This is a genomic window from Cytobacillus sp. Bva_UNVM-123, assembly GCF_046351715.2.
Classification (GTDB): domain Bacteria; phylum Bacillota; class Bacilli; order Bacillales; family Cytobacillaceae; genus Cytobacillus.
The window spans coordinates 5,024,970-5,048,362 of record NZ_CM177772.1 but is presented as its reverse complement, the minus strand read 5'-3'; the positions used below and the strand labels follow the sequence as shown (position 1 = coordinate 5,048,362).

Sequence of the window (23,393 nt, the reverse complement as noted above, 5' to 3'; positions counted from 1 at the left end):
AAATCTAAGCGGGAAATAAGCCAAGACAAATTGGATTAGGAGGTATGAGAATGCTAAAAATATTTCGAGGTGCGACCATTTATACGATGGATGAAGAAAATACGGTCGTAAGAAATGCTGATATGTGGCTTCAAGATGGCAAGATCATAAAGGTAGGAGTAGAAACAGATATTCCAGTGGATGCGACTGTTGAAAATGTAAGCGGTACGATCATTACGCCAGGACTTATTGACATTCATACCCACGTAGGCATCTGGGGAGAAATTCAAGAACAAATAAATGACGCCTGCGAATACTCCAACCCGTTTACTCCGTTAATGTCTGCGATTGATGGCATAAATATTCACCATTTTTCCTTTGAATCTGCACGACTTGGGGGAGTGACGACCATTCAGACTGGAGCGGGAAGCGCGAATCCAATTGGTGGCATCTGGACGATTTTAAAAACAGGCGGAAGCTCTTTAAAGGAAATGATTCTCGTTGAAAAAAGTGGTTTAAAAGGAGCTCTCGGTGAAAATCCCAAAAATATGTTCGGACAATATGCGAAAAAGAAACCCTTTACAAGAATGGCAATTGCGAATTTAATTCGAGAAGGCTTTCAGAATAGCTTGAACTTATCAGATAACGATAGAGAAAGAGCACTCATAGAACAAACAGAGCTTGCCCCATTTATAGAAGTACTGGAAGGAAAGATGCCGCTTAGGCTTCACTGTCATCGAGCTGATGATATTGCTACAGCCATTCGAATCGCTAAGGAATTTAATGTTAAGCTTCATATCGAACATTGCACAGAAGGCCATTTCATGCTCGAACAGATTAAAGAAAGTGGGGCAGGTGTAACACTAGGACCTTTTATGCTGCCTTCGGGAAAATATGAAACGAGGAATTCAACTCCTGCTGCCCCACGGCAATTTTATGAGGCGGGAATTCCGTTCGCTATTATGACGGATCATCCATTTATTCCAATTCAGTATTTAATTATTTGTGCAGCAGAAGCTGTGAAACATGGTTTAAACAAAACAGCTGCTTTAAGGAGTATAACGATCGAAGCTGCTAAACTAGCGGGTATTGCTAATCGGGTAGGTTCTATTGAAGAAGAGAAAGATGCTGATTTTGTCATTTGGTCACATGATCCTTTCGATTCTCGGGCAAATGTGCTGGCTACGTATATTAACGGAAGTCCAGTCTATTCGAAGGGGTGTGAATAGAACGTGGTGAAATCAATCGGAATAATCACGTTAGGGCAAACGCCTCGTGAGGATATGATTCCAGCTATTGAAGGTTTGTTACCGCCCGATACTAGAATCATAGAAAAAGGAGTTCTAGACGGCAAGTCGTCTTATGAACTTCTTCAATTCGTACCAGAAAAAGGACAAACAACATTAATTTCCCGTCTCCGTAATGGAGGAAGTGCGATTATGGCAAAAGAAAAAATTCTCCCCATCATCCAAAAATTAATTGATGAATTAAATGATGAGAAGGTTTCTCTCATTATTATTGCGTGTACCGGTAAATTTCCTTTATTTAAAAGTGGGATTCCTCTTGTTTATCCAGATCATTTGCTGAATTATATTGTGGAAGGACTATTTCGGGAAGGTTCAATCGGCGTCATTGTTCCATTACAGTCTCAAGTTCAAACAATTATGAAGAAATGGAATGATGGAGGCTTCCACTCGATCGTTGAATGCTGCTCCCCATACGATTTTAATGAAGAACAGCTTATTCGGGCAGTCGAACGGCTTAATGAAGAATCCATTCATACGATCGTACTTGATTGTATGGGCTATACCGAAAGCATGAAAACCATTGTTAAAAATCATACAACAAAACCGGTTATCCTCTCACGTAATATGATCTATAAAGTAGCGATGGAACTCATTTAATGAGGCATAAATCGAACACGAAAGGGAACTATCTAATAAGTAGAAGTTCCCTTATTTTTTCCTGGATTGAATTATAAATAGGGACGAGATAAAAGGAAGTTCTATCCGAAAGATTAAGGGTTAATTCAAGTTGAACGGATCTGCTAGCCTGTCTTTTGTGCTCTTTCATTAGCGAACTCCTTCTTTAAAAAATCCCATACTTCTTCCTTTGTTACTCCTAATTTCTTTGCTTCTAAAATTAACTTTACCCATTCTGGATCTAACATAGCTTGCCATCCCACTCCCTATTAATTCTAATCGAATGATTGCTTAATCAATTAGCCATTGTTACGATCAAACTAAAATACTCCGAAACACCCATTATTACCACTATATTGTATATAATAAAGGTTAAAACTAAGTTAAAATTCGAAAAAATGTGATAATTATCCTATTTTTAATAGATATAATGGTATATAATAATTGGCTGTAAGATTTTTAGTTTGGCTATAGTGAAAGTTTATAGCCAAATCCTCTTACCGTTTTAATGTATTCAGGATTTTTGGGATTATCCTCAATTTTTTTTCTTAATGTACTTAAATATACTTGTACTGTTTTTAAATCTGCTTCAGCGTCAATTCCCCATATAATGTCATATAGTTGCTCGGCACTAAAAACTTGGTTTGGATTGCGAACTAGAAGAAATAGCAGTTGCTTTTCCTTTATAAAAAGCTCAACTGTTTTTCCATTTTTATATACACTTTTATCGGTAAAGTTAATGGATAAATTCCCTATTTTTAAAATATCTGAAGTGATTAACCCACTCCTTCTTGTGTTCGCTTTAATTCTGGCAATGACTTCGGGTGGATCAAATGGTTTTGTTATGTAGTCATCACATCCTATATCAAAACCTTGGATAATGGTACTTGTTGTTTTTTCACCGGTTATGAAAATAAGAATGCCATTTGATATGTCTCGATACTTTTGGGCAAGCTTAAAACCATTTCCATCTGGGAGGTTAATATCAAGCAATAAAATATCTGGAATAATTTCCTCTATTAATCGTAACCCAGTAGCCACATTGGAGGCTAAATTAACGGTATATCCTTCTTGTTTCAAATAGAGACTTAAAATTTCAGATATAGCAGCATCATCTTCTACTATTACTATTTTAATAGAATGCACAATTCCTCCCCCTTAAAATATTTGAACTCTCACATAATTATTTATTCTAAATATACCATATTGTGGTATTTTTGTCCGCTATTGGGTGAAAACGTAAGTATAAAGAGTTATGAAAAATGCTAATTTTTCCATATATGAATTATCCAAATATTCACTCAGCGTTCACATTTTAAAAAGAGTAAATAATGGTATTATGGTTGTATGATGAACCTCACTGAAGGGTGTGCATGATGAAGCTAAAAAGTAGTATTTTCGTAGTCATTGTTTTTATTATTGGAGTTCTTTTTCATACTAATAGTGTGATGGAAAATACAAATAAAAATAGAAAAGCAATGGACGGAACATTTTCAATTAGCCATTTTTCTGAAAAAGAAACGATTCCATTGAATGGGGAATGGGACTTCTATTGGCAGATGTTTTATTTTCCACAAGATTTTGCAGAAAATGCTGTCCCTACAAAAAAGAGTACAGTCTCCGTTCCTAATCCATGGAGTAGCTATAACATAGAAGAAACGGCTTTGTCGAATATAGGCTATGCAACATATCGTTTAATGATTGAGCTTCCAGATCATGAAGTTGGAACGGTTAAATCAATTTATATCCCAGCTATACCTAGCTCTTATATTTTATGGATTGATGGGGAAGAAAAAGCCGCTATCGGAGAAATAGGTAAAAGTCATCATACGATGGAGCCGGGGAATTCACAGCAAACGGTGTCATTTATCGTTCAATCTAATAAGGTAGAACTCATCATCCAAGCCTCTAATTTTTTTCAAAGAAATGGAGGACTTTTCGAGCCGATTTTAATAGGTAGTTCAGAAGCGATTACTCAATATAAGGAAAAAGGAATATTTTTTGATTCAATTGTTATCGCTAGCTTATTGCTTATGGGGATTTATCACCTGACCCTATTTGCGTTTCGAAAAAAAGAATTCCAATTTCTTTTCTTCGGAATTGTCTGTATAGTAGTTGGAATCCGTAACCTGATTGTTTTTCGGGGGCTTACACTATTTATCTTTCCTAATCTAAGTTGGCAAGTAGCGGATAAAATAGAATATTTGGGGGCAACCTTCGGAATTATATTTTTTGCTTTATTTTCTTATACTCAATTTAAAGAAGATATGAGTCGAAAGATTCTCAATATCATTATTATTGTTTTTTCAAGTTATAGCGTATTTATTCTACTTATGCCATCCATAATCTTTTTAAAAGTAACGATAATTCTAGAAATCTTGTCTCTACTTACTTTTCTTTATTTCTTTTATGTTTATATAACAGTATTAAATCGTAAAAGAGCATTGGCTTTTTTAAATGGTGTAGCTGTTAGTATGCTAACAATAGCAGTTGTGAATGATATTTTATTATCAAATAATTTGATCGGTACGATTGAATTGTCTCCAATCGGCTTACTATTTTTTATGATTGCTCAAGCAATTATTCTCTCAAAAAAATATTCAATGTCTTTTTTAGAGACAGAGAAGCTTTCCAATGATTTAGCGATCCTAAATACATCATTAGAGCAGCAAATTCAAGAAAGAACAGAAGAACTTCAACTTATTAATCATGAATTACAAATTGCAAATCAAAAGTTAAATGATGCTCATCAATCGAGAAGTAAATGGCTGCGCAATATTTCTCATGAGATTGCCTCCCCTTTAACTAGCATTCGATCTTACACGAAAGGAATGCTAGACGGTGTAATTAAGAGTGATAAAAATTATCTTCAGCTCGTGTATGATCAAAGCTTATATTTATCGCGGATGCTAAATGATTTACGAGATATGACGGAAATGGAGAATAATCAAATTCTTTTTCACATGGAAAAAGTCGATATTAGAAAATTTATGCACGAGCTCTATAATAAATATAAATTGGAAACTGAGAAGCAGGACATTTCCTTCCTATATAAAGATTTACTTCCGCTGCAAGAAAGGGAGTACTATGTGCTAATTGATACGATACGGATTGAACAAGTAATGGTGAATTTACTGAAAAACGCACAAAGATTTGTTGATAAGAAAGGGATTATTATGTTAGAGCTTGATATCAATGATGAAAAAGTTATGATTCGTGTTAAGGATAATGGGAAAGGTATTCAAGAAAATGAGCTTCCCTATGTATTTGAACGATTTTATAAAGGAAGAATTCAAGGAAAGCCGCATAACGGTTCAGGACTAGGCTTACCGATCTCAAAAGAAATAGTCGACTATCATCAAGGTGAATTTTCGGTAAATAGTATATTTGGTAAAGGAACTTGCTTTTCCTTTACATTGCCTTTAAAAATAAACAAGGACGATTTAGCTTAAGTAGACTCCTTATTCATCTTAAAAAACCCCTCCGCAAATATTCAAAGTACGGAAGGGTTTTTTAACTAATCGGAAATATAAGTTTAGTAAACTCCTAGTTGCGCTTTTCTAAAATTTGTTTATACAATTTTCGTATTTTTTAGTATAATCGTATATACTTCGATTATCGAAATAATTATGAGAGGATACATTACATATGTGGACGAATCGAAATGTTTGGATTATTTTATGTGGGGAGCTCATTGCCGGACTTGGCTTATGGATGGGGATTATCGGAAATCTAGAGTTTATGCAATTAAAGGTACCTTCTGATTTTATGAAATCCATTATTTTAGCGATCGGACTTTTAGCTGGAATCGCGGTTGGACCGCTAGCAGGGAGAATTACGGATCAAAAAAAGAAAAAGACCGTTATGGTCTATGCCGGTTTTGGCCGAATGATTAGTGTTCTCTTTATGTTTCTTGCTTTATATATGGATTCGATTTTCTGGTTAATCGCCTTTGTGATTACCATTCAAATTGCTGCTGCCTTCTATTTTCCAGCACTTCAAGCGGCAATTCCGTTAATTGTGGAAGGGAAAGATTTGTTAAGAATGAATGGCGTCCATATGAATGTAGCCACAATTGCGCGGATTTTAGGTACGACCTTAGCAGGGGTTTTACTTGTTATGATGTCACTATTTATGTTGTATTTATCCTCATTTATCGCTTATTTTCTATTATTCTTGTTTACATTATTTTTGAGAATTGATGAACCACTTAAGGAGAAAAGCAAGGTTAATTCTAAGGGAGGAGGCAGCTTTAAAGAAGTATTGCCAGTTCTTAAAGGGTTGCCAATCGTTTTAATGACATTGATTTTAACATTAATTCCACTTTTATTTTTGGGTGGTTTTAATTTAATGGTGATAAACATAAGTGAAATTCATGATGATCAATTAATTAAGGGGATTATTTATGCAGCAGAAGGGATATCCTTTATGCTTGGAGCATTAGCTGTGAAAAAAGTTAGTGAACGCTTCTCTCCTTACAGCATCATGTTTTTCTTCTCGCTAGTCGTTGGATTTGCACAATTATTATTGTACTTTGTTGATTCGAAAGTGATTGCTGTTGCTGCATTTGCGATTGTTGGATTTTCATTAGGCTGTTTCTTTCCGACTGCTGCAACCATCTTTCAAACGAAAATGCCAAAGGAGTATCATGGACGCTTTTTTTCGTTTCGTAATATGTTAGAACGTGTCATGTTCCAAGTTGTTTTACTAGGAACGGGATTATTATTAGATGTAGTCGGACTCAAGCTAATGGTCGTTATTTTCGGAGTTGTCTCAATTGGGTTAACAGCTTATTTCTATATTCGATTTAAGCGTCATACAGTACAAGAAGATAAGCCAAAAGCGGTTTCCTTATAGATAAGTAGAGATGCTGACCCAAAAGGTCGTAAAAAAAAAGTGGGTGCCCCTAAAAGTTATACTTTTGGGACACCCTCTCTAGTAATTCGTAATTAACACTTCTCGGTCAGATTCTGTCCTGTCCTTTTTTTGGTAGCTTGAATTGCGATAGCTGTAATTTAAATCATGAACATGATAACTCTTGGCCCATTCCTCTAGAATAAGATTCTTTTTTTCTCCGCTTTCAAGAACGTTAGAAAGAGCAAATTTAATCTTTCTTTTATTTAATTGATCAAGCAACATGAATAAATCAGTTTCTTCCCTTTCTGTCCAGCCGCTTTGTTCGTTATAAGTCGCGGTTTTAATTAAATAAGGCGGGTCAGCATAGACGAAATCATTTTCACCTAAAAATTCCACATCGATATTTTGAAAATCATTGACATAAAAATCAATATTTTTTCTTTGAATCGCTTCGATAAAGCTTCGTAAATTTTTCCTTACTGAAGCATTAAAATCTCTTTTTCCTGCTGGGATATTAAACTCCCCATTAGCATTAAATCGAATTTGATTATTGAAGCCATAAATAATTAAAGTAAAAAAAAGGTAATCCTCCATTTTTGGGTTTGCTTGTGTATTGTAATCTTGTTTTAATTGGTTGTAGGAAGCTTTATTCACTTTGCCGACGCCATCCCTGCTATTACAATGATAAAAGGAATAGCCATTTCGATAAGTATTTGTTAAGTTGTATGCTTGAATAATATGTTCAAGCTTTTCGAGCGATTTTTCTGCTGCAGTCGATTGCAAGGTCTTATATAGTGATATTAACGGTTCGACAATATCGAAGCAGATTATTTTTTTGGCGTCAACATTAACCCCTACATTAGCGCCCCCCGTAAATAAATCGATGCAAGTATTAATGTTATCGGGAAAGAGAGGCAATAGCTGAGGAAGCAATTTAAATTTTCCACCCGTATAATTGACTGGGGATTTGGAAAGCTCAAGTTTATTCATTGTTATGCCCAACTGAAACTTCCTCCTAATATTGGCGCAGTATTCACTTTGCAAAAAAATAATCGTTCTTGGTGATCATCAATGCTGCGTTTCCCTGTAGTAAAATGTTTGAAATTTTGGCTAAAGACCTTTACCTCTCCACGTTTTTCTAAAGATGAAATAATATCCTCATCCGAGATTTTTGCATTGGAACGTCCATTGCCTTTTTCCGCCATGTTATTGAAGGATACAATAATATATTTTACATCTGCATGGACGATAAGCTCGTCAAATGCACTCGGGGCCTGAATAGTGCAATAATCACTTTTTAAATGAGCGCGATCAATCATTTTCTTCGCTTTTCCCGTTACAACAGGTTTTTTCCATTCGGCAATATTCTCTAGAACATGATATGTATCGCCATATTGCCGCGAATTATAAGGCGGATCAATATAGAGAATATCGCCTGATATTTTTTTAATTAATTCATTCGCATTTTCATTAAAGATAAGGTTGTTTTTATTCGTATTTATTGTTGGAATATCGGGTACAAGAAATTTTATCGTCTGTGTTGTATCTAATTTCTCTCTATAGGCATCGTAATGTCCACAAGTGTTTGCCACTTTATCCATTGCATACATTAAGGAAGTAAGTAAAATCGCTTTCTCCCTTTCATTTAATTCAGATTGAAGCTCGTCAATTTTCTCTCTTGCATAGCCAATTTTCAAAGCATTTTCCATTGTAAAAAATGTATTGCCAAATGTGCTAGAAACATAGTTTTCATGAATAGAAAGATTTTCATTAAAGTGGTTAATAAGCTGTGTGATTTTCCGTTTACGAACATTTTCCTGGCCAAACCAAGTAAGATAGGCTAAATAATTCGAATACAATAAGTCATTTACAATGATGGACTTAGAGCTAGAATTAAAGTGATAGCCAACAACACCTGTACCCGCAAAAATGTCGATCAAGCTGTTCCAATCTCCACACTCGTCTTGAATGACTTTTTCTATAAAAGGAAGGAGCTTATGCTTTCCGCCTAAATACCTTCTATTTTGGATAGATAATGTTTTGGTAGTACTAATCTTCTTGTTCTCCTGCTTACTTTCAATGAGTGCCGCAATTTCTTTTATATTTTCCTCTGTCCAGAGCAGCCAGCCTTTCCAATTTCTCTTTGGCTCTTCAATCTGCCCTGTTTTAATCCACGTATATAATGACTGTCTTGATATATCAAATTGTTCGATAATATCTTTTGTTTGTAACATGTGATTTCCCCCGATTATGCATCTATGCATCTAAACAACTTTACACTAAGTATAGCAGTGTACATGAGTCGAGTAAATTCCTTTACTTAAGCTTCAATTTGGATGGGTTTATTGGGAATGCTATTGATTTTCCCAACTTTAATGTAGATGTCGATCTTAAACCAGTATTAGTGAATTAAAGAAATTACTTTATTTTGCGGTAAAAAATAATCAAGACTATCATTATTTGAAAGCGAATGTATTCAATATTTTGAATAGCTCACAAACAAAAGACGGGTATGTATGGTATCGAAATGAGGTAGTAGAGAAGATCAATCATTTAAGAGATATGGAAAAGTCTGTAGGTTAAACGAATATAATTGAGAAAAAAAGCTGACATAAAAGTCTAAATGAATTCCTTTTTGTGTCAGCTTTTTATCGTATTTATTTTCCTAAAGTCATTTTCTCCATCCTTTATTTCCAAATGACTTTCCAATTATGATTCACGGTTGCTTTAATTGTTTTTCTTTTCATAATATAATTGGCAATTAGCTCAGTCATGTCCATCGGAATATCTTTCACAACCGGCTTATCCTTAAACATCGTATAGTCACCGCCGCCACCAGCACGGTAATTATTCATGATGACATGATATGTACCGTTACGATCGATTGGAGCACCATGATAGTTTAATGTCGTCACCCGTTCACCAACCGGTTTTCTAATATCTAAAATATAGTCAATTCCTTCCCACATATCATAATTGTAATGCTGGGTTTTAGGCAGTAGAAAGGCAGGGTTTACATCAAGCTGCCCCTCTTCATTCAAAATGAAATAACTTGCATTTTGCTCTAGCGCATCCATAATGTCTTGCCCCGAAAGTTGAAGAACCTTTAATGTATTTGGATAAATATAATTAGAGACAATATCGCGCATTGTTACATTTGGACGGAAACCCGGTGATGCATTATTAAACAGCGCTGTATTGGAAATATCCACTCCTGCAATCTCCATTTGGACTTTATTGATGAATTCAATCAATGGATTATCCTCTGTTCTAATTAAGAACGGATCCGTTATAAGCATATCTCCTTCAATCATTCCGATCGGTGTATCGAGCCACGCCTGTGTTTGCGTTTCATATTCAGAAGTAAGTGTAAGAACTTCCTTATCTGCTTCCACATCATCGACTATGAGTAACGAAGAGGTTTTATCAATTATCTGATTTTCATTATTTAATGTTAAGCATACTTTACCAATTGCTTGTCCACTATGGGAAGGTTGAACAATTTCTACTCCATTTACATTTCCAGTAAGGGAACGATGCTGATGTCCTGTCAATAGTATATCAATCCCCTCGATCTCTTGACACATGGCATATCCTTGGTTTTCACCTGTTAAGTTTTCCGTCGGTTCGCCTGTTTCTAAATCACGTTCAAAGCCGCCGTGATAAGAAACGATCAACACATCAGGTTTTTCATATTCTTTAATATAAGCGACCCAATTTTTCGTTTCTTGAAGACAGTCTTTAAATTTAAGCCCAACAATATTTTCCTCACTTTCCCAGTTAGGAATGTAGTGGGTTGTGACCCCTAAAATAGCTACTTTTACAGAGTTAATTTCTTTTATAATATAGGGCTTTCCAAAGAATGGTTTGTCTGAATCCTCATGAACTGTATTAGCTGACAACCAAGGGAAACTAGATTCACTAACAGCTTTATTTAATACGTCTATCCCATAATTAAATTCATGGTTGCCAATGACTGCTGCATCATAGGATAAATAATTTAATATTTTCACCATAGGGTTTGGTCGATCCTTTAAAAATTGAACATAGTGATACGTTAAAGGTGTTCCTTGGATTACATCACCATTGTCAATCAGGATTAATTGCTCATCTATCATGCGCTCTTGAGCAATGATTGTCGCTATTTTCCCTAAGCCTAAATAAGCCACTTCATTATTCCCATAGTTAAGAGGATAGACATTTCCATGAATATCGCTAGTGTGTAGAATTGTTAGTTTTTTCATATGAGTTTTTTCCCCTTTTTTAATTTCAGAATTAGTCGAGGTCAGTCCATTTTATACGTCGCTGAACAAGGCGCTTGCGCTTTTCTTACTATATCATAACAAAAATATCAAAACCTTTACGTTCTTTACAATAAATTAACATTTTTACAAGAAAAATATATGCTATATTTTTCTTGTAAGAAAACAAACTATTTGGAGGTTTAACTCATGTTTAAAAAATTTGCTGCGTTCGGCTTAACTTTAACATTAGCCGGGAGTATTCTAGCAGGTTGCGGATCTTCTAATACAAGTAAGGATGGGGAAACAGGTGGTAGCTATGAGCCAAAAGAGTTAACGGTTCAATTCGTTCCATCACAAAATGCTGATACACTCGAAGCAAAAGCTAAGCCACTTGAGAAGTTACTTGGAGATGAACTAGGAATTCCAGTTAAGGTAAGTGTTTCTACAAACTACAATACAATTATTGAAGCGATGGCATCGAAAAAGGTTGATGTTGGCTTCTTACCACCGACTGCCTATGTACTTGCTAAAGAAAAAGGAGCAGCAGATGTTATCTTACAAGCTCAACGCTTTGGTGTAAATGATAAAGATGGAAGTCCATCTGAAGAGCTAGTTGATTTCTATAAGTCTATGTTTATCGTTAAAAAGGATTCAGACATTAAAAGTGTGAAAGATGTAAAGGGAAAGAAAGTTGCATTTCAAGATGTAACATCTTCAGCAGGCTATGTATGGCCAGCAGGAAAGCTAATGGATAATGATATTGATCCAATCAATGATGTACAAGGAGTTACAGTAAAGGGTCATGACCAAGCTATTTTAGCTGTTATTAATGGTGATGTGGACGTTGCAGTTGTATTCCAAGATGCTCGTAATATTGTAAAAGGTGATTACCCTACTATTTTCGATGATACAAAGGTTATCGAGTTTACTGAGAAGATTCCTAATGACACGATTTCTGTTCGTACAGATATGAGTAAGGAATGGCAAGAGAAGCTCCAAGAGGCCTTTATAAACATTGGAAAAAGTGAAGAAGGACACAAAATTATTAAAGAAATTTATTCACATGAAGGATATGTGAAATCTGATGATAGCAAGTTTGATATCGTTCGTGATTATTCTGAGAAAGTAAAAACAGAATAGTCTTGATCTTAATAATGATAGAGTAGAAACGACAATCAGTGGGTTTTTTGGGTGCATAGGACGTATTCACACAGAAAGAACGTCTTGTACCTCATCTGCATGCATCCCACTGATTTTTCTTAAAGCTTCCTCCTTGCATACTTCATTTCTATTGAATTATTGAAGAGGAAGGTTTACAGCCATCTGAACGGGATAATATTCGCCCAACTATGTTGACATTTGTCGAATAGTTGAGCATTTTTTTCTTTATAAAATGGTTTTGCAAAAGGACAATGTTGATTTATGCACCTGTTGATTGGAGCGGAAATCAACAGCCATGTTTTAACAGAGCCTTAAAAAATTGTTGCTAATGAAGCTGTTCTATATTTACTTAAGAGAGTTGGTAAGCAAGTGATCGAGTTCAAAAATGTTAAAAAGGTTTATCCTAACGGTACTATAGGACTAAATAATATTAACTTAACAATTAATAAAGGTGAATTTGTTGTAATTGTTGGCTTATCTGGTGCAGGTAAATCGACACTATTAAGATCTATCAATCGTTTGCACGAAATTTCTGAAGGTGAAATATTAATAGATGGGAAATCTATTACGAAAGCAAAAGGAAGAGATTTGCTACGAATTAGAAGAGATATTGGAATGATCTTTCAAAATTTTAATCTCGTTAAACGTTCAGCTGTTATAAAAAATGTCCTATCTGGAAGAGTTGGTTATCATTCTACAATCAGAACCATTTTTGGACTTTTCCCGCAAGAAGATGTCATGCTTGCAATGAAAGCATTAGAGCGCGTTAATATTCTTGAAAAAGCTTATGCAAGGGCAGACGAGCTTTCAGGGGGACAACAGCAGCGTGTTTCAATTGCAAGAGCACTTGCACAAGAGGCGCACGTGATTTTAGCGGATGAACCTGTTGCTTCTTTAGATCCACTCACAACGAAGCAAGTAATGGATGATTTAAGGCGAATTAATCAAGAAGATGGGATTACGACTGTCGTAAATCTCCATTTTATTGATTTAGCAAGGGAATATGCAACGAGAATTATTGGGTTAAGAGCTGGTGAGGTTGTGTTTGATGGGCCTGTTGAGGAAGCGACAGATGAAAAATTCTCAGAAATATATGGTCGCCCTATAAATGCGGATGAGCTGTTAGGGGAGTGACCGGTAATGACTGAAACCAATGTAAAAACACCTCCGAAACCACCTTCAAAGACAAAGCATTATTTTACTGGAATCTTAATTGTCCTAATGTTGTGGGCAAGTGCCGTCAAAACAGAAACCTCACTGTCAGAATTAATAGTTGGAATCCCTAATATGTGGGATTTGCTTCAACAGATGTTTCCTCCAAACTGGGGATACTTCGATAATATTACAGCAGCCATGCTTGAAACGATTAGAATGGCTATTCTCGGAACGACCTTTGGTTCTATTATTGCGATTCCAATTGCTGCACTATGTGCAAGCAATATTGTTAAGAACCGTTTTTTGTTCTATCCAGTTCGCTTTATTTTGAATTTAATTCGTACAATACCTGATCTTTTATTAGCTGCTATTTTTGTTGCCATATTCGGTTTAGGCTCGCTGCCAGGCATAATGGCTTTAACCATTTTCTCGATCGGTTTAGTTGCGAAGCTGACATACGAAGCTATTGAAGCCATTGATCCTGGCCCACTTGAAGCAATGACTGCGGTTGGAGCAAATAAGATTCAGTGGATATTCTTTGGTGTCATTCCACAAGTATTAGCTCATTATACTTCATATGTTCTTTATACGTTTGAAGTAAACGTTAGGGCTGCTGCAGTCCTTGGTCTAGTAGGAGCAGGTGGTATCGGCCTTTATTATGATCGAACTTTAGGATTTCTTGAATATGATAAAACTTCAACCATTATTATTTACACACTAGTTGTTGTTTTGTTGATTGATTATATTAGTACGAAATTACGGGAGAAGTTGCTATGACCGATGCGACTATAAAAATGATGAAGCCAAAGAAAAGACGTCTTCAAAGATATGTCATTATCATTTTATTGGCGCTCATTTATATTTGGGCCTTTTCGGGAATGCCGCTTAATGGTTTTAAGGAAACGGCAGGTCAAGTATCAAAGGCGATTATTAGTGGGATTTTTCATCCTGATTGGGATTATGTCTATATTCCTGAAGGTGAAGATTTACTGCGCGGCTTGCTTGATACGTTAGCTATCGCTATTTTAGGAACATTTATTTCTGCGATTTTATGTATTCCATTCGCCTTTTGGGCGGCTAATAATATGAGTAAAGGGAAAGGGATTTCTTCATCAGGGAAATTTGCTCTTAGCTTTGTCCGCACCTTTCCCGAAATCGTAATGGCTATTCTTTTCATTAAAGCTGTGGGGCCTGGTTCATTTGCAGGGGTACTTGCCTTAGGCTTGCACTCAATCGGGATGCTCAGTAAATTATTTTCAGAGGAAATTGAAAACGTTGATTTAGGTCCGACAGAGGCCCTGATGGCAACAGGAGCCAATCGGTTTCAAATTCTTTGGTTTGCAGTGTTGCCACAAGTGAGGCCAGGCTTTTTATCCTATACATTGTATCGTTTTGAAATTAATGTTCGTTCGGCAGCTATTCTTGGAATCATTGGGGCAGGTGGAATTGGTACACCATTAATATTCGCACTAAGCTCACGTGACTGGGAGCGAGTAGGGATTATCCTTTTAGGCATTATCGTGATGGTTACGATCATTGATATCATTTCTGGTTTTTTACGAAAGAAGATTGTTTAATTTAATAAGCATGTTAATAGGGACAGTCCTTAGAGGGCTGTCCCGTTATTATTTGTCTTAATTAAAAATAAAAATATTATAGTTGTGTTTTGGGCTATCGATCCCTAGCAATTGCAAAATCATGCTCTGCTGCCTATATGCGTGAATCATCATCGCTAATGATACTTGAGCTAATATGGACTGCTTTGTATATTCCATCATTTCCTTCGCAATATCAGCATCGCGAATTCGTGATTCTGCCGCAACTAAATTTTCGGAAGTGTTGTTTAAGTAATTGATTGTATATTCAAGACGATTGCTGTAGGCACCAAGACTTGAACGTTGAGAAGATACTTTGTTAATGGCTTCATCAATTATTTTGAGTGCTTCTGAGGCTGATTCGTGGGATGACATATCAAGTGTCCCTTTCGTTGTAAATCCATTTCCTGAGCCGGTTAATCCAATTGCGGCTGCTCTCATGTCAGACATCTCAATGGTCATCGTTTGACCAGTATTAGCACCGATCTGTATGGTAAATGATGTTTTTGAGCCATTGAGAAGCTTCATCGTGTTAAATTCTGTATTTTGCCAATTTGTGTAATAGCTTCAGTTAATTGGTCAATTTCTTTTTGAATGGCGTCTCGCTCTGCTTCAGTATTCGTATCATTAGCAGCTTGCACTGCAAGCTCCCGCATCCGACTGAGAATGGCATGTGTTTCATTAAGTGCCCCTTCACCCGTTTGGATTAACGAGATGGCATCTTGTGCATTGCGTGAGGCTTGATTTAATCCCCGTATTTGTGCACGCATCTTTTCGGATATGGCAAGACCAGCAGGATCATCAGCCGCCCGATTAATTCGCAAACCTGTTGCTAATCGTTCCATTGCCCGGCTTTGGGCGTTGATTGCTTTATTGTACATTCGATATGCATGCATAGCTGGAATATTATGATTTATTATCATTTGAACGTCACATTGTCATAGGCGTTTTTTAGCCATTTATGACAAGCAGCATGCCTCCTTTCCTCCAATTTCCTTGCTGCAAAGATGCGAGTTTTCCTGATGTATGAAAGATTAATAGAAGTAAATCATGTAACCAAGATTTTCCTTTATCTTTATATCGGTTTATCATTAAAGAATTTTAAGGAAAGTGTAATTTATGATTGTACAAAACATCTATAAGTTTTTCTTATTGATATTAATCATTACTATTGAATTTTCTTATTTATAAATCGGAAATATAATCAAAGTAAATAAGGAGGTTTATATGTTGGAATATGTATTAATATTTTTCATTGGGATCTGCGCAACAACACTTGGAACACTTGCAGGAGGAGGCGGATTAATTAGCCTTCCAGTAATGCTTATTATCGGAATCCCTGTTCACTCTGCGATTGGAGCCAACAAAGTTTCGAATACAATAAGCTCCTTTACAAGTTTTTTACACTTATATAAAAGGAAACAGATTTCATTAAAGGATTCTTTGTGGATTATTCCGATAAGTTTATTCGGTGGGGTGAGCGGAGGCTTTATAGCTTCCATATTAACAGAAGAAAAAATGTATATGATGGCAATCATCCTGCTTTTATTTGCTTTTTTTACTTCATTTATTGGAAAAGGGAATTTCACAAGTAACGAACCTTTCAAGATGAACAAAATAAGTGTTCCAGGATTATTTTGTATTGGAATATATGATGGAATTTTTGGTCCGGGGCAAGGAACATTAATGCTTTATTTGTTTGGTTATTTACAAGTTTCTTATATTCGTGCTGTAGGATTAGTTCGGCTTGCCACTTTTTCAAGCTGTATTGGAGCTGCAACAACTTATATTTCTACAGGAAAAATCATTTGGCCGTTAACATTTGCACTTTTGTTAGGTTCTGTTACAGGAGCGCAAATTGGAGTCAGAGTGGCAGAAAAGCTCAAGCCACAGTTTGTTAAACCAATCCTTCGCCTTGTTACCATTGCGCTCATTATTCAAATAGTGATTGAAAAAGCGCTGTAAATGGTATAATTTAAAATAATTTGAATAATGATAAAATTACAAATTATCATTTGAATTATTTTATTGCAAATGTTTTAATATTGGTAACGCAATTAATTTGGAAGATAATTGCATCGTTTCTTTTTAAAATTAACGTACTTTGCGAACAATTGTAAACGCTGTTTCCCATTACGAAACAATAGGAGGTGTAATTTTGCAGACAACAGAAATACTGACAGATTTAAAGAATTTAATTGATGAAGATCGGCTAGAAGAATTAAGCGGTATAAGTCATCCTCTAGGAAATTGTGGGGATGTGAAAGTATCCCCATATACAGAGGAGGAAATTGCCGCGATTTTAAAATATGCCAATAGGAATGGATTAACCGTTTCAATCATAGGTGGGGGAACAAAGAGAGGGTTTGGCGGCCAAAATGAAAAAGCAGATATTCTTTTGTCGATGTCACAATATACTGGAGTTGTAGAGCATACTGTTGGTGATATGACCTTAACGGTCAAATCAGGAACTCCCTTTAAAGTCATCCAAGATTGTTTGGCTGCTTATAACCAAAAAATTCCACTTGATCCATTTTGGCCACAACATGCCACAATTGGCGGAATTATTGCAGTGAATGATAGTGGGCCAAGAAGATTAGGCTACGGTTCAGCAAGGGATGCAGTTATTGGCTTGAAAGTAGTATATCCAGATGGAACGATTATCCGTGCTGGCGGTAAAGTTGTGAAAAATGTAGCTGGCTACGATATGAATAAGTTGTTTATCGGGTCAATGGGTACGCTTGGGGTACTATCTGAAGTGACAATTAAGCTGCGCCCAATCGCAAAATATGAATCACTTCTTCTCCTTTCCTTCCCAAAAGGAAGTGTTGAAGAAATACGGCGATTTGCGATTGAAGTGCTTGATTCATCACTTGAGCCTGTTTGTTTAGAGCTATTAAACTCATCGATGTCAAAAGCGATGACAGGGGAAAAAAAGACATCATTAGTCATTTCCTTTGAAGATGTTGAAAGCTCAGTCCGCTACCAAGAGGAGTGGATAAGAAAGATAACACCGCCAAGTGCAAATCTTACAATCCTTCATAAAGATGAAATAAAAAGGTTTTGGGAGACATTTTATCAAAAAAGCCCAAATGGAGCTTCCGAATTGATAAGCTACGAAACAAATGCCGCATTAAAGCTAGGTGTTGTAAACCTCGATATCATAAAAATCATCCAAGAATCAGAGGCTATTCAAGATCTCTACAATGTTTTGATTGAAGCACATGGTGGATTAGGGCATGGTTTATGCCAAGTGAATATAACCGGAGCAAGTGAAAATGTTGTCTCAGCGATAACGACGTTAAGAGAGTTAGCTGTGAATCTCGGCGGCTATGCCGTCGCAAAGCATCTCCCGTTTTTTCTTCGGAAGGAAGTAAGTGTATGGGGTGAAAAGCCATCCTCTTATTTTCTCTTTGAAGGCATTAAAGCGAAGGTTGATCCGAATAAGCTTTTGAACCCAAACCGTTTTGTGGGAGGGATATAGAAAATGAGTAGTGTAAAGGAATTTAAAGTTAAGCAGGAGCCACCATGCACGACGAGTTTAAGCAATTATTTATGGAGTGATCCACCAGATGAGAGTAAGTGGATAGATTGTGTGCATTGTGGCATGTGTCTCGAGTCGTGCCCGACTTATGAACATACAGGGCAAGAGCAGCATTCGCCACGTGGACGTGTTTATTTAATTAAATCGGTTGCAGAAGGAAAGCTTCGTGTAAATGAACAATTTATGGACCCTGTATTTGCGTGTTTAGACTGTCGAGCTTGTACGACTGCTTGTCCGGCTGATGTAAATGTAGGAGGTCTTATAGAAGAAGCTCGAGGTCAAATTCGTCAGGCGATGCCTATTAAAGGGTTTAAAGGAGCGGTAAGCAAATTTTTTCTGCGAGGTGTGTTTCCTCACCATAGCCGTCTAAATGTGTTAGGGGCCTTATTGAAATTTTATCAAAAAAGTGGATTTCAAAAAGTTGTTCGCAAAACAAAGATTATCAACATTATGCCACAGCATTTAGTGGATATGGAATCCATTATGCCAGAAGTAAAAGTGCCTGTTCGCAAGAAATATAAACAGGTCGATGTCATAAAGGCCAAGGGTAAGCCGAAGCAGGAAGTAGCTATTTTGACAGGCTGTATTATGGATGTCATGTTTAGTGATATTAATGAAGCAACGATAAATGTCCTTACGAGGAATGGGAATGATGTCATTATTCCTAAAGGTCAAACATGCTGTGGTGCATTGCATGTGCATGCAGGTGACCGTGAGATGGGGAGAAAGCTTGCAAAACAGAATATCACCGCCTTTCGTGATGTCGAAAAGGTCATTGTGAATGCGGCCGGTTGTGGCTGTATGATGCAAGAATATACAGAGCTCTTCCGTGAGGAGCCAGAATGGAAGGAAAGAGCTGAGCAATTTTCTAAAAAAGTAGAGGACATTTCAAAATACCTGCACGATACAGGCTATGAGAAACCAAAAGCAGAAATAAATACGAGAATAACCTATCATGATGCCTGCCATTTAGCACATGGACAAGGTGTGAGGCAGGAGCCAAGAGAGATTCTTCTTCACATTCCAGGCGTTGAAATGGTTCACATGCCGAATGCTGACCGTTGCTGTGGAAGTGCGGGGATTTACAATATAACAAATCCTGAAATGGCTGATAAGGTTCTTGAAAGTAAAATAGACAACATCCCAGCTGATGTCGAAATGATATCAATGGGGAATCCTGGCTGTATGCTACAAATGGCGATGGGTGTGCAAAAGTATGGACGAAATCAAAAAGTCGTTCATACAGTCCAGCTATTAGATTGGGCTTACAAGAAGGAAGACAATGATAGTTAACGAAACAATAGTAAATTTTTCAAAAGGAGGAAAAGTAGTGGCAGCGAAGAAATTGAAAACGGATGATATACATATTATGAATTTAGCAAAAATGGTTGGCGACCCCCGTTCTATCCTTTATCAAAAGGAGGAGTTGCTCGCTTATGACTGTGATGGCTTTACTATTCATAAGCATATGCCAAAGGCCGTTGTTTTCCCGAAGGATACCGAGGAAGTGGCGGAAATTGTTAAATACTGTGCTGAAAATGAACTTCCTTTCTTAGCTCGCGGAGCTGGAACAGGTTTAAGCGGTGGAGCTATTCCATTGAATAATGAAATCATTATCAGTATGGTGCGGATGAAAAAACTCATTCGTGTCGATCTTGAAAACCGGAGAGCGGTTGTTGAACCGGGCTTCATCAATTTAAAGCTGACAAACTCGATTTCTGATAATGGATATTATTATGCCCCTGACCCATCAAGTCAATCATGCTGCACAATAGGCGGAAATGTTGCGGAAAATGCTGGTGGAGCACATTGCCTTAAATATGGGGTGACAACGAACCACATTCTTGGACTTGAAGTTGTGTTGCCAAATGGCGAGATTGTTGAAATTGGAAAAAATGGGATTCAAGATGAACCAGGCTATGACTTGCTCGGTCTTTTAACAGGATCGGAAGGGACTTTATGTATTGTCACAAAAATTACTGTCCGGATCTTGAAAAATCCAGAGGCAAAGCAAACGGTGCTTGCTTATTTCGATCATGTTGAAGATGGGAGTCAAGCTGTATCTGATATTATTTCAGCTGGGATTGTACCTGCTGCACTTGAAATGATGGACAAAACAGCGATTGAAGGTGTTGAGGCAGCAGCATTCCCTGTCGGGCATCCGAAAGATATTGAAGCTGTGTTACTCATTGAAGTAGATGGAATTGCTGCAGGGATCAATGAACAAATCAATCAAATATTAGATGTTTGCAAAAAAAGAAATGTTCGTGAAGTCAGAGCTGCTAAAGATGATCAGGAAAGAGAAAGATGGTGGGCGAATCGGAAAACAGGCTTTGGGGCAATGGGCGCAATTTCACCAGATTACTTAGTTCAGGACGGAGTTATTCCGAGAAGTAAACTGCCTGATGTATTACAACAAATTAAGCAGATAAGTGAACAATCCGGACTTCGAATTGCTAATATATTTCATGCTGGAGATGGAAACCTGCATCCTCTCGTATTATTTGATGCGAGAAAGCCCGGAGAGATTGATAAGGCGCTGGCAGCTGGAAGTGCATGTTTAAAAGCTTGTGCTGATGTAGGAGGGACCATTACGGGTGAGCATGGAGTGGGAATTGAAAAGCGTGAAGAAATGCGCTTCGTTTTCAATGATGATGAAATTATCGCTCAAACAAATATCCGAGATGTCTTTAATCCTCGTAATCTTTTAAATGCAGGGAAGCTATTTCCGACACCAGGTCGTTGTGTTGAGATAAAAAAGGAGCAAAAATCTTTTCTCTATACTTAAACTTACATTCAGTAAAATAAATATTGAAATTTCATAATGACAGAGACAACCACCAATATACAAAATTTTCTAAATATTATTGATATTTAGAAAACTAAAATATATAATTACTGTTGGACTGGTAAAAGCCTACACGAAATAGAAATTTAACATAATAATCTACCATCCGCCAAAAGTGCAATTATTGTTTGTTTAATAAACAATGGGGGGAGATTTTTTATGAGTACGGGCATGTTGTCTTTTTTAGCATTGTTACCGATTATTGCTGTTGGAATTTTTTTAGTCGGGCTTAGATGGCCCGCAAGTAAGGCGATGCCAATTTCATATTTGATAGCTGTAGGTCTAGCTCTATTCGTATGGAAAGTACCTGGAGCGAATGTAGCTGCTGCTTCAGTCAATGGACTTGTTGTAGCTGCAACCCTTTTATTTATTATTTTTGGTGCGATCCTATTGCTAAATACTTTGCAGGAGAGCGGAGGAATTAGGACGATTAGACAAGGGTTTACGGAAATTTCCGCAGACCGCCGAATTCAAGTTATTATTATTGCGTGGCTTTTCGGTTCATTTATTGAAGGCTCAGCTGGTTTCGGAACGCCTGCCGCAGTAGCTGTGCCTTTATTAGTCGGTCTTGGCTTTCCAGCAATGGCGGCTGTTGTAGCTGGGATGGTTATTCAAAGTACTCCTGTATCTTTCGGTGCGGTCGGCACACCTATCCTAGTCGGGATTCAAAGCGGAATAGCTGCGGATCCAACTATTACAGATAATCTACCAGTTTTTTTATCCTTAATCGGTGGAAAAGTGGCTATTTTACATATGATTGTTGGTACACTTGTTCCTTTATTCGTTGTTGCCCTAATGACTCGATTTTTTGGAAAAAATAAGTCCTTTACCGAAGGAATTAAAGTTTGGAAGTTTGCCTTGTTTGCTTCTTTTGCGATGACCATTCCATATTTAATTGTTGCTCTGACATTAGGACCAGAATTCCCGTCTATGACCGGTGGTTTAATTGGCTTAGCTATCGTCGTATTTGCCGCGAAAAAAGGGTTTCTTATGCCACCAAAAAATGAAGCTTGGGATTTCGAAGAAAGGTCCAAATGGGATCCTGACTGGGCAGGTTCAGTTGAAATAAAAGACATCGCACATAAAAGTGGAAGTATGAGCATGATAAGAGCTTGGGCACCGTATATTTTAGTCGGCCTTTTCCTCGTATTGACAAGATTGAAGGCGCTTCCAATAATGGATTGGGCTCAATCGTGGAATCTAAAGCTGGAAAACATCTTCGGATCAGGGATTACCGCAAGCTTTCAGCCACTATATTCACCAGGAACAATATTTATCTTCGTCTCGTTGATTACTTTTTTTATGCATGGGATGAGTGGGAGAAGTTATAAGCGGGCGTGGTCTCAGTCTGCGAAAACGATGATTGCTGCTTCAACCGCACTAATTTTTACTGTTCCGATGGTTCAAGTATTTTTGAATTCTGGTGGAGGAGAGGCTGGGTTTGAAAGAATGCCCATTGAATTAGCAAATGGTGTTGCTGCACTTGCCGGTGAGTATTGGCCTATATTTTCCACCTTCATAGGTGGGATTGGTGCCTTTATTGCTGGGAGCAACACAGTCAGTAATATGATGTTCTCTCTATTCCAATACGATGTCGGGGCTCAAATAGGTGTTGATGCTACATGGATTGTGGCCTTGCAGGCAGTTGGTGGAGCAGCAGGCAATATGATTTGTGTTCATAACGTCGTTGCCGCTTCAGCTGTTGTTGGACTCGTTGGAAAAGAAGGAGATGTTATTCGAAAGACGCTATTCCCTTTCACATACTATGCCCTAATGGCAGGTTCAGTCGGATATGCCATTGTCTGGTACTCACAAAAAGGGATATTTAATCTTGGTTCCTATATTGCAGTAGCAATTGCCGTTGCCGCAATCTATATTATTGCAACAAACAATAAACGAGCAAAGCAAATTTTGTCTTATCATCCCCCAATAGTAAAATAAAAGGCATAGCAATATTCAATATTCGCTGCTTAAATTTAATGGCTCTGTTAACCTTGGCTGTTGATTTCCACTCCAGGTTGCTTAGCGATCGCGGGTGGTTCGGAAGCCTCCTCGGCTCCGCTCCAATCAACAGGTGCAAATACCAAC

The 23,393-nt window shown here is 37.2% G+C and carries 18 protein-coding genes and 1 pseudogene; 13 read left to right on the top strand and 6 right to left on the bottom strand.

The window, feature by feature from the left end:
- The first annotated feature begins 50 nt into the window (after positions 1 to 50).
- Together KDN24_RS25590 and KDN24_RS25585 are read left to right on the top strand one after the other, a co-directional pair.
- Positions 51 to 1,208, top strand: coding sequence for an amidohydrolase family protein (locus tag KDN24_RS25590; protein ID WP_491348230.1), 1,158 nt, complete (start codon positions 51 to 53; stop codon positions 1,206 to 1,208).
- A 3-nt stretch (positions 1,209 to 1,211) separates the two neighbouring features.
- The gene (locus KDN24_RS25585; protein ID WP_491348229.1) at positions 1,212 to 1,883 is read left to right on the top strand and encodes an AroM family protein; all 672 of its coding nucleotides are present in this window, start codon (positions 1,212 to 1,214) and stop codon (positions 1,881 to 1,883) included.
- A 143-nt stretch (positions 1,884 to 2,026) separates the two neighbouring features.
- Here KDN24_RS25585 and sinI read toward each other — a convergent pair whose 3' ends face one another.
- Positions 2,027 to 2,149, bottom strand: coding sequence for an anti-repressor SinI family protein (gene sinI, locus KDN24_RS25580; RefSeq protein WP_409971175.1), 123 nt, complete (start codon positions 2,147 to 2,149; stop codon positions 2,027 to 2,029).
- A gap of 220 nt (positions 2,150 to 2,369) precedes the next feature.
- Positions 2,370 to 3,047, bottom strand: coding sequence for a response regulator transcription factor (locus tag KDN24_RS25575; RefSeq protein WP_409971174.1), 678 nt, complete (start codon positions 3,045 to 3,047; stop codon positions 2,370 to 2,372).
- A 230-nt stretch (positions 3,048 to 3,277) separates the two neighbouring features.
- On the opposite strand from KDN24_RS25575, the gene KDN24_RS25570 reads away from it, so the two are divergent.
- Both KDN24_RS25570 and KDN24_RS25565 read left to right on the top strand, forming a co-directional pair.
- Positions 3,278 to 5,353 (top strand): sensor histidine kinase, encoded by a 2,076-nt coding sequence (locus tag KDN24_RS25570; RefSeq protein ID WP_491348228.1) that lies wholly within the window; start codon positions 3,278 to 3,280, stop codon positions 5,351 to 5,353.
- A gap of 196 nt (positions 5,354 to 5,549) precedes the next feature.
- A complete protein-coding gene (locus tag KDN24_RS25565) occupies positions 5,550 to 6,758 on the top strand; it encodes an MFS transporter (RefSeq protein WP_491348227.1) in 1,209 nt (402 codons plus the stop codon).
- A gap of 78 nt (positions 6,759 to 6,836) precedes the next feature.
- On the opposite strand, the gene KDN24_RS25560 is transcribed toward KDN24_RS25565, so the two are convergent.
- From KDN24_RS25560 to KDN24_RS25550, 3 genes are all read right to left on the bottom strand, one after another.
- Complete coding sequence (locus tag KDN24_RS25560; protein WP_409971172.1) at positions 6,837 to 7,760, bottom strand: Dam family site-specific DNA-(adenine-N6)-methyltransferase; 924 nt, start codon at positions 7,758 to 7,760, stop codon at positions 6,837 to 6,839.
- Positions 7,751 to 8,992 carry a DNA adenine methylase gene (locus tag KDN24_RS25555; RefSeq protein ID WP_409971171.1) on the bottom strand — a complete coding sequence of 414 codons (1,242 nt, stop codon included), beginning with the start codon at positions 8,990 to 8,992 and terminating at the stop codon, positions 7,751 to 7,753. Before KDN24_RS25555 ends, KDN24_RS25560 begins: the two co-directional genes overlap by 10 nt.
- Before the next feature lie 453 nt (positions 8,993 to 9,445).
- On the bottom strand, positions 9,446 to 11,002 hold the full coding sequence (locus KDN24_RS25550; RefSeq protein ID WP_409971170.1) for a bifunctional metallophosphatase/5'-nucleotidase: 1,557 nt from the start codon (positions 11,000 to 11,002) through the stop codon (positions 9,446 to 9,448).
- 207 nt (positions 11,003 to 11,209) lie between these two features.
- Here KDN24_RS25550 and KDN24_RS25545 point away from each other — a divergent pair, with 207 nt between their 5' ends.
- From KDN24_RS25545 to phnE (KDN24_RS25530), 4 genes are all read left to right on the top strand, one after another.
- Positions 11,210 to 12,142 carry a phosphate/phosphite/phosphonate ABC transporter substrate-binding protein gene (locus KDN24_RS25545; protein ID WP_409971169.1) on the top strand — a complete coding sequence of 311 codons (933 nt, stop codon included), beginning with the start codon at positions 11,210 to 11,212 and terminating at the stop codon, positions 12,140 to 12,142.
- A gap of 390 nt (positions 12,143 to 12,532) precedes the next feature.
- Positions 12,533 to 13,297, top strand: coding sequence for a phosphonate ABC transporter ATP-binding protein (gene phnC, locus KDN24_RS25540; RefSeq protein ID WP_409971168.1), 765 nt, complete (start codon positions 12,533 to 12,535; stop codon positions 13,295 to 13,297).
- Positions 13,298 to 13,303: 6 nt separating this feature from the next.
- A complete protein-coding gene (gene phnE / locus KDN24_RS25535; protein WP_409971167.1) occupies positions 13,304 to 14,095 on the top strand; it encodes a phosphonate ABC transporter, permease protein PhnE in 792 nt (263 codons plus the stop codon).
- Positions 14,092 to 14,895 carry a phosphonate ABC transporter, permease protein PhnE gene (gene phnE, locus KDN24_RS25530; RefSeq protein ID WP_409971166.1) on the top strand — a complete coding sequence of 268 codons (804 nt, stop codon included), beginning with the start codon at positions 14,092 to 14,094 and terminating at the stop codon, positions 14,893 to 14,895. Before phnE (KDN24_RS25535) ends, phnE (KDN24_RS25530) begins: the two co-directional genes overlap by 4 nt.
- A 57-nt stretch (positions 14,896 to 14,952) precedes the next feature.
- On the opposite strand, the pseudogene KDN24_RS25525 reads toward phnE (KDN24_RS25530), so the two are convergent.
- A pseudogene (locus KDN24_RS25525) lies at positions 14,953 to 15,836 on the bottom strand (flagellin).
- 307 nt (positions 15,837 to 16,143) lie between these two features.
- Between KDN24_RS25525 and KDN24_RS25520 the strand changes: the two are divergent.
- From KDN24_RS25520 to KDN24_RS25500, 5 genes are all read left to right on the top strand, one after another.
- The gene (locus KDN24_RS25520; protein ID WP_409971165.1) at positions 16,144 to 16,878 is read left to right on the top strand and encodes a sulfite exporter TauE/SafE family protein; all 735 of its coding nucleotides are present in this window, start codon (positions 16,144 to 16,146) and stop codon (positions 16,876 to 16,878) included.
- A 193-nt stretch (positions 16,879 to 17,071) separates the two neighbouring features.
- Complete coding sequence (locus KDN24_RS25515; RefSeq protein ID WP_409971164.1) at positions 17,072 to 18,397, top strand: FAD-binding oxidoreductase; 1,326 nt, start codon at positions 17,072 to 17,074, stop codon at positions 18,395 to 18,397.
- A gap of 3 nt (positions 18,398 to 18,400) precedes the next feature.
- Positions 18,401 to 19,750 carry a (Fe-S)-binding protein gene (locus KDN24_RS25510; RefSeq protein WP_409971163.1) on the top strand — a complete coding sequence of 450 codons (1,350 nt, stop codon included), beginning with the start codon at positions 18,401 to 18,403 and terminating at the stop codon, positions 19,748 to 19,750.
- Positions 19,751 to 19,826: 76 nt separating this feature from the next.
- Positions 19,827 to 21,245 (top strand): FAD-linked oxidase C-terminal domain-containing protein, encoded by a 1,419-nt coding sequence (locus KDN24_RS25505; RefSeq protein ID WP_409971230.1) that lies wholly within the window; start codon positions 19,827 to 19,829, stop codon positions 21,243 to 21,245.
- 219 nt (positions 21,246 to 21,464) lie between these two features.
- Complete coding sequence (locus KDN24_RS25500) at positions 21,465 to 23,246, top strand: L-lactate permease (protein ID WP_409971162.1); 1,782 nt, start codon at positions 21,465 to 21,467, stop codon at positions 23,244 to 23,246.
- Positions 23,247 to 23,393 lie beyond the last annotated feature (147 nt).

What these genes read in the sequence shown, in the direction of transcription:
- KDN24_RS25590 (WP_491348230.1), top strand. Translation starts at nt 51, where the DNA reads ATGCTAAAAATATTTCGAGGTGCGACCATTTATACGATGGATGAAGAA.
- KDN24_RS25570 (WP_491348228.1), top strand. Translation starts at nt 3,278, where the DNA reads ATGAAGCTAAAAAGTAGTATTTTCGTAGTCATTGTTTTTATTATTGGA.
- KDN24_RS25510 (WP_409971163.1), top strand. Translation starts at nt 18,401, where the DNA reads ATGAGTAGTGTAAAGGAATTTAAAGTTAAGCAGGAGCCACCATGCACG.
- KDN24_RS25500 (WP_409971162.1), top strand. Translation starts at nt 21,465, where the DNA reads ATGAGTACGGGCATGTTGTCTTTTTTAGCATTGTTACCGATTATTGCT.
- phnE (WP_409971166.1), top strand. Translation starts at nt 14,092, where the DNA reads ATGACCGATGCGACTATAAAAATGATGAAGCCAAAGAAAAGACGTCTT.
- KDN24_RS25505 (WP_409971230.1), top strand. Translation starts at nt 19,827, where the DNA reads ATGAATTTAGCAAAAATGGTTGGCGACCCCCGTTCTATCCTTTATCAA.
- KDN24_RS25565 (WP_491348227.1), top strand. Translation starts at nt 5,550, where the DNA reads ATGTGGACGAATCGAAATGTTTGGATTATTTTATGTGGGGAGCTCATT.
- KDN24_RS25550 (WP_409971170.1), bottom strand. Translation starts at nt 11,002, where the DNA reads ATGAAAAAACTAACAATTCTACACACTAGCGATATTCATGGAAATGTC.
- KDN24_RS25555 (WP_409971171.1), bottom strand. Translation starts at nt 8,992, where the DNA reads ATGTTACAAACAAAAGATATTATCGAACAATTTGATATATCAAGACAG.
- phnE (WP_409971167.1), top strand. Translation starts at nt 13,304, where the DNA reads ATGACTGAAACCAATGTAAAAACACCTCCGAAACCACCTTCAAAGACA.
- KDN24_RS25545 (WP_409971169.1), top strand. Translation starts at nt 11,210, where the DNA reads ATGTTTAAAAAATTTGCTGCGTTCGGCTTAACTTTAACATTAGCCGGG.
- sinI (WP_409971175.1), bottom strand. Translation starts at nt 2,149, where the DNA reads ATGTTAGATCCAGAATGGGTAAAGTTAATTTTAGAAGCAAAGAAATTA.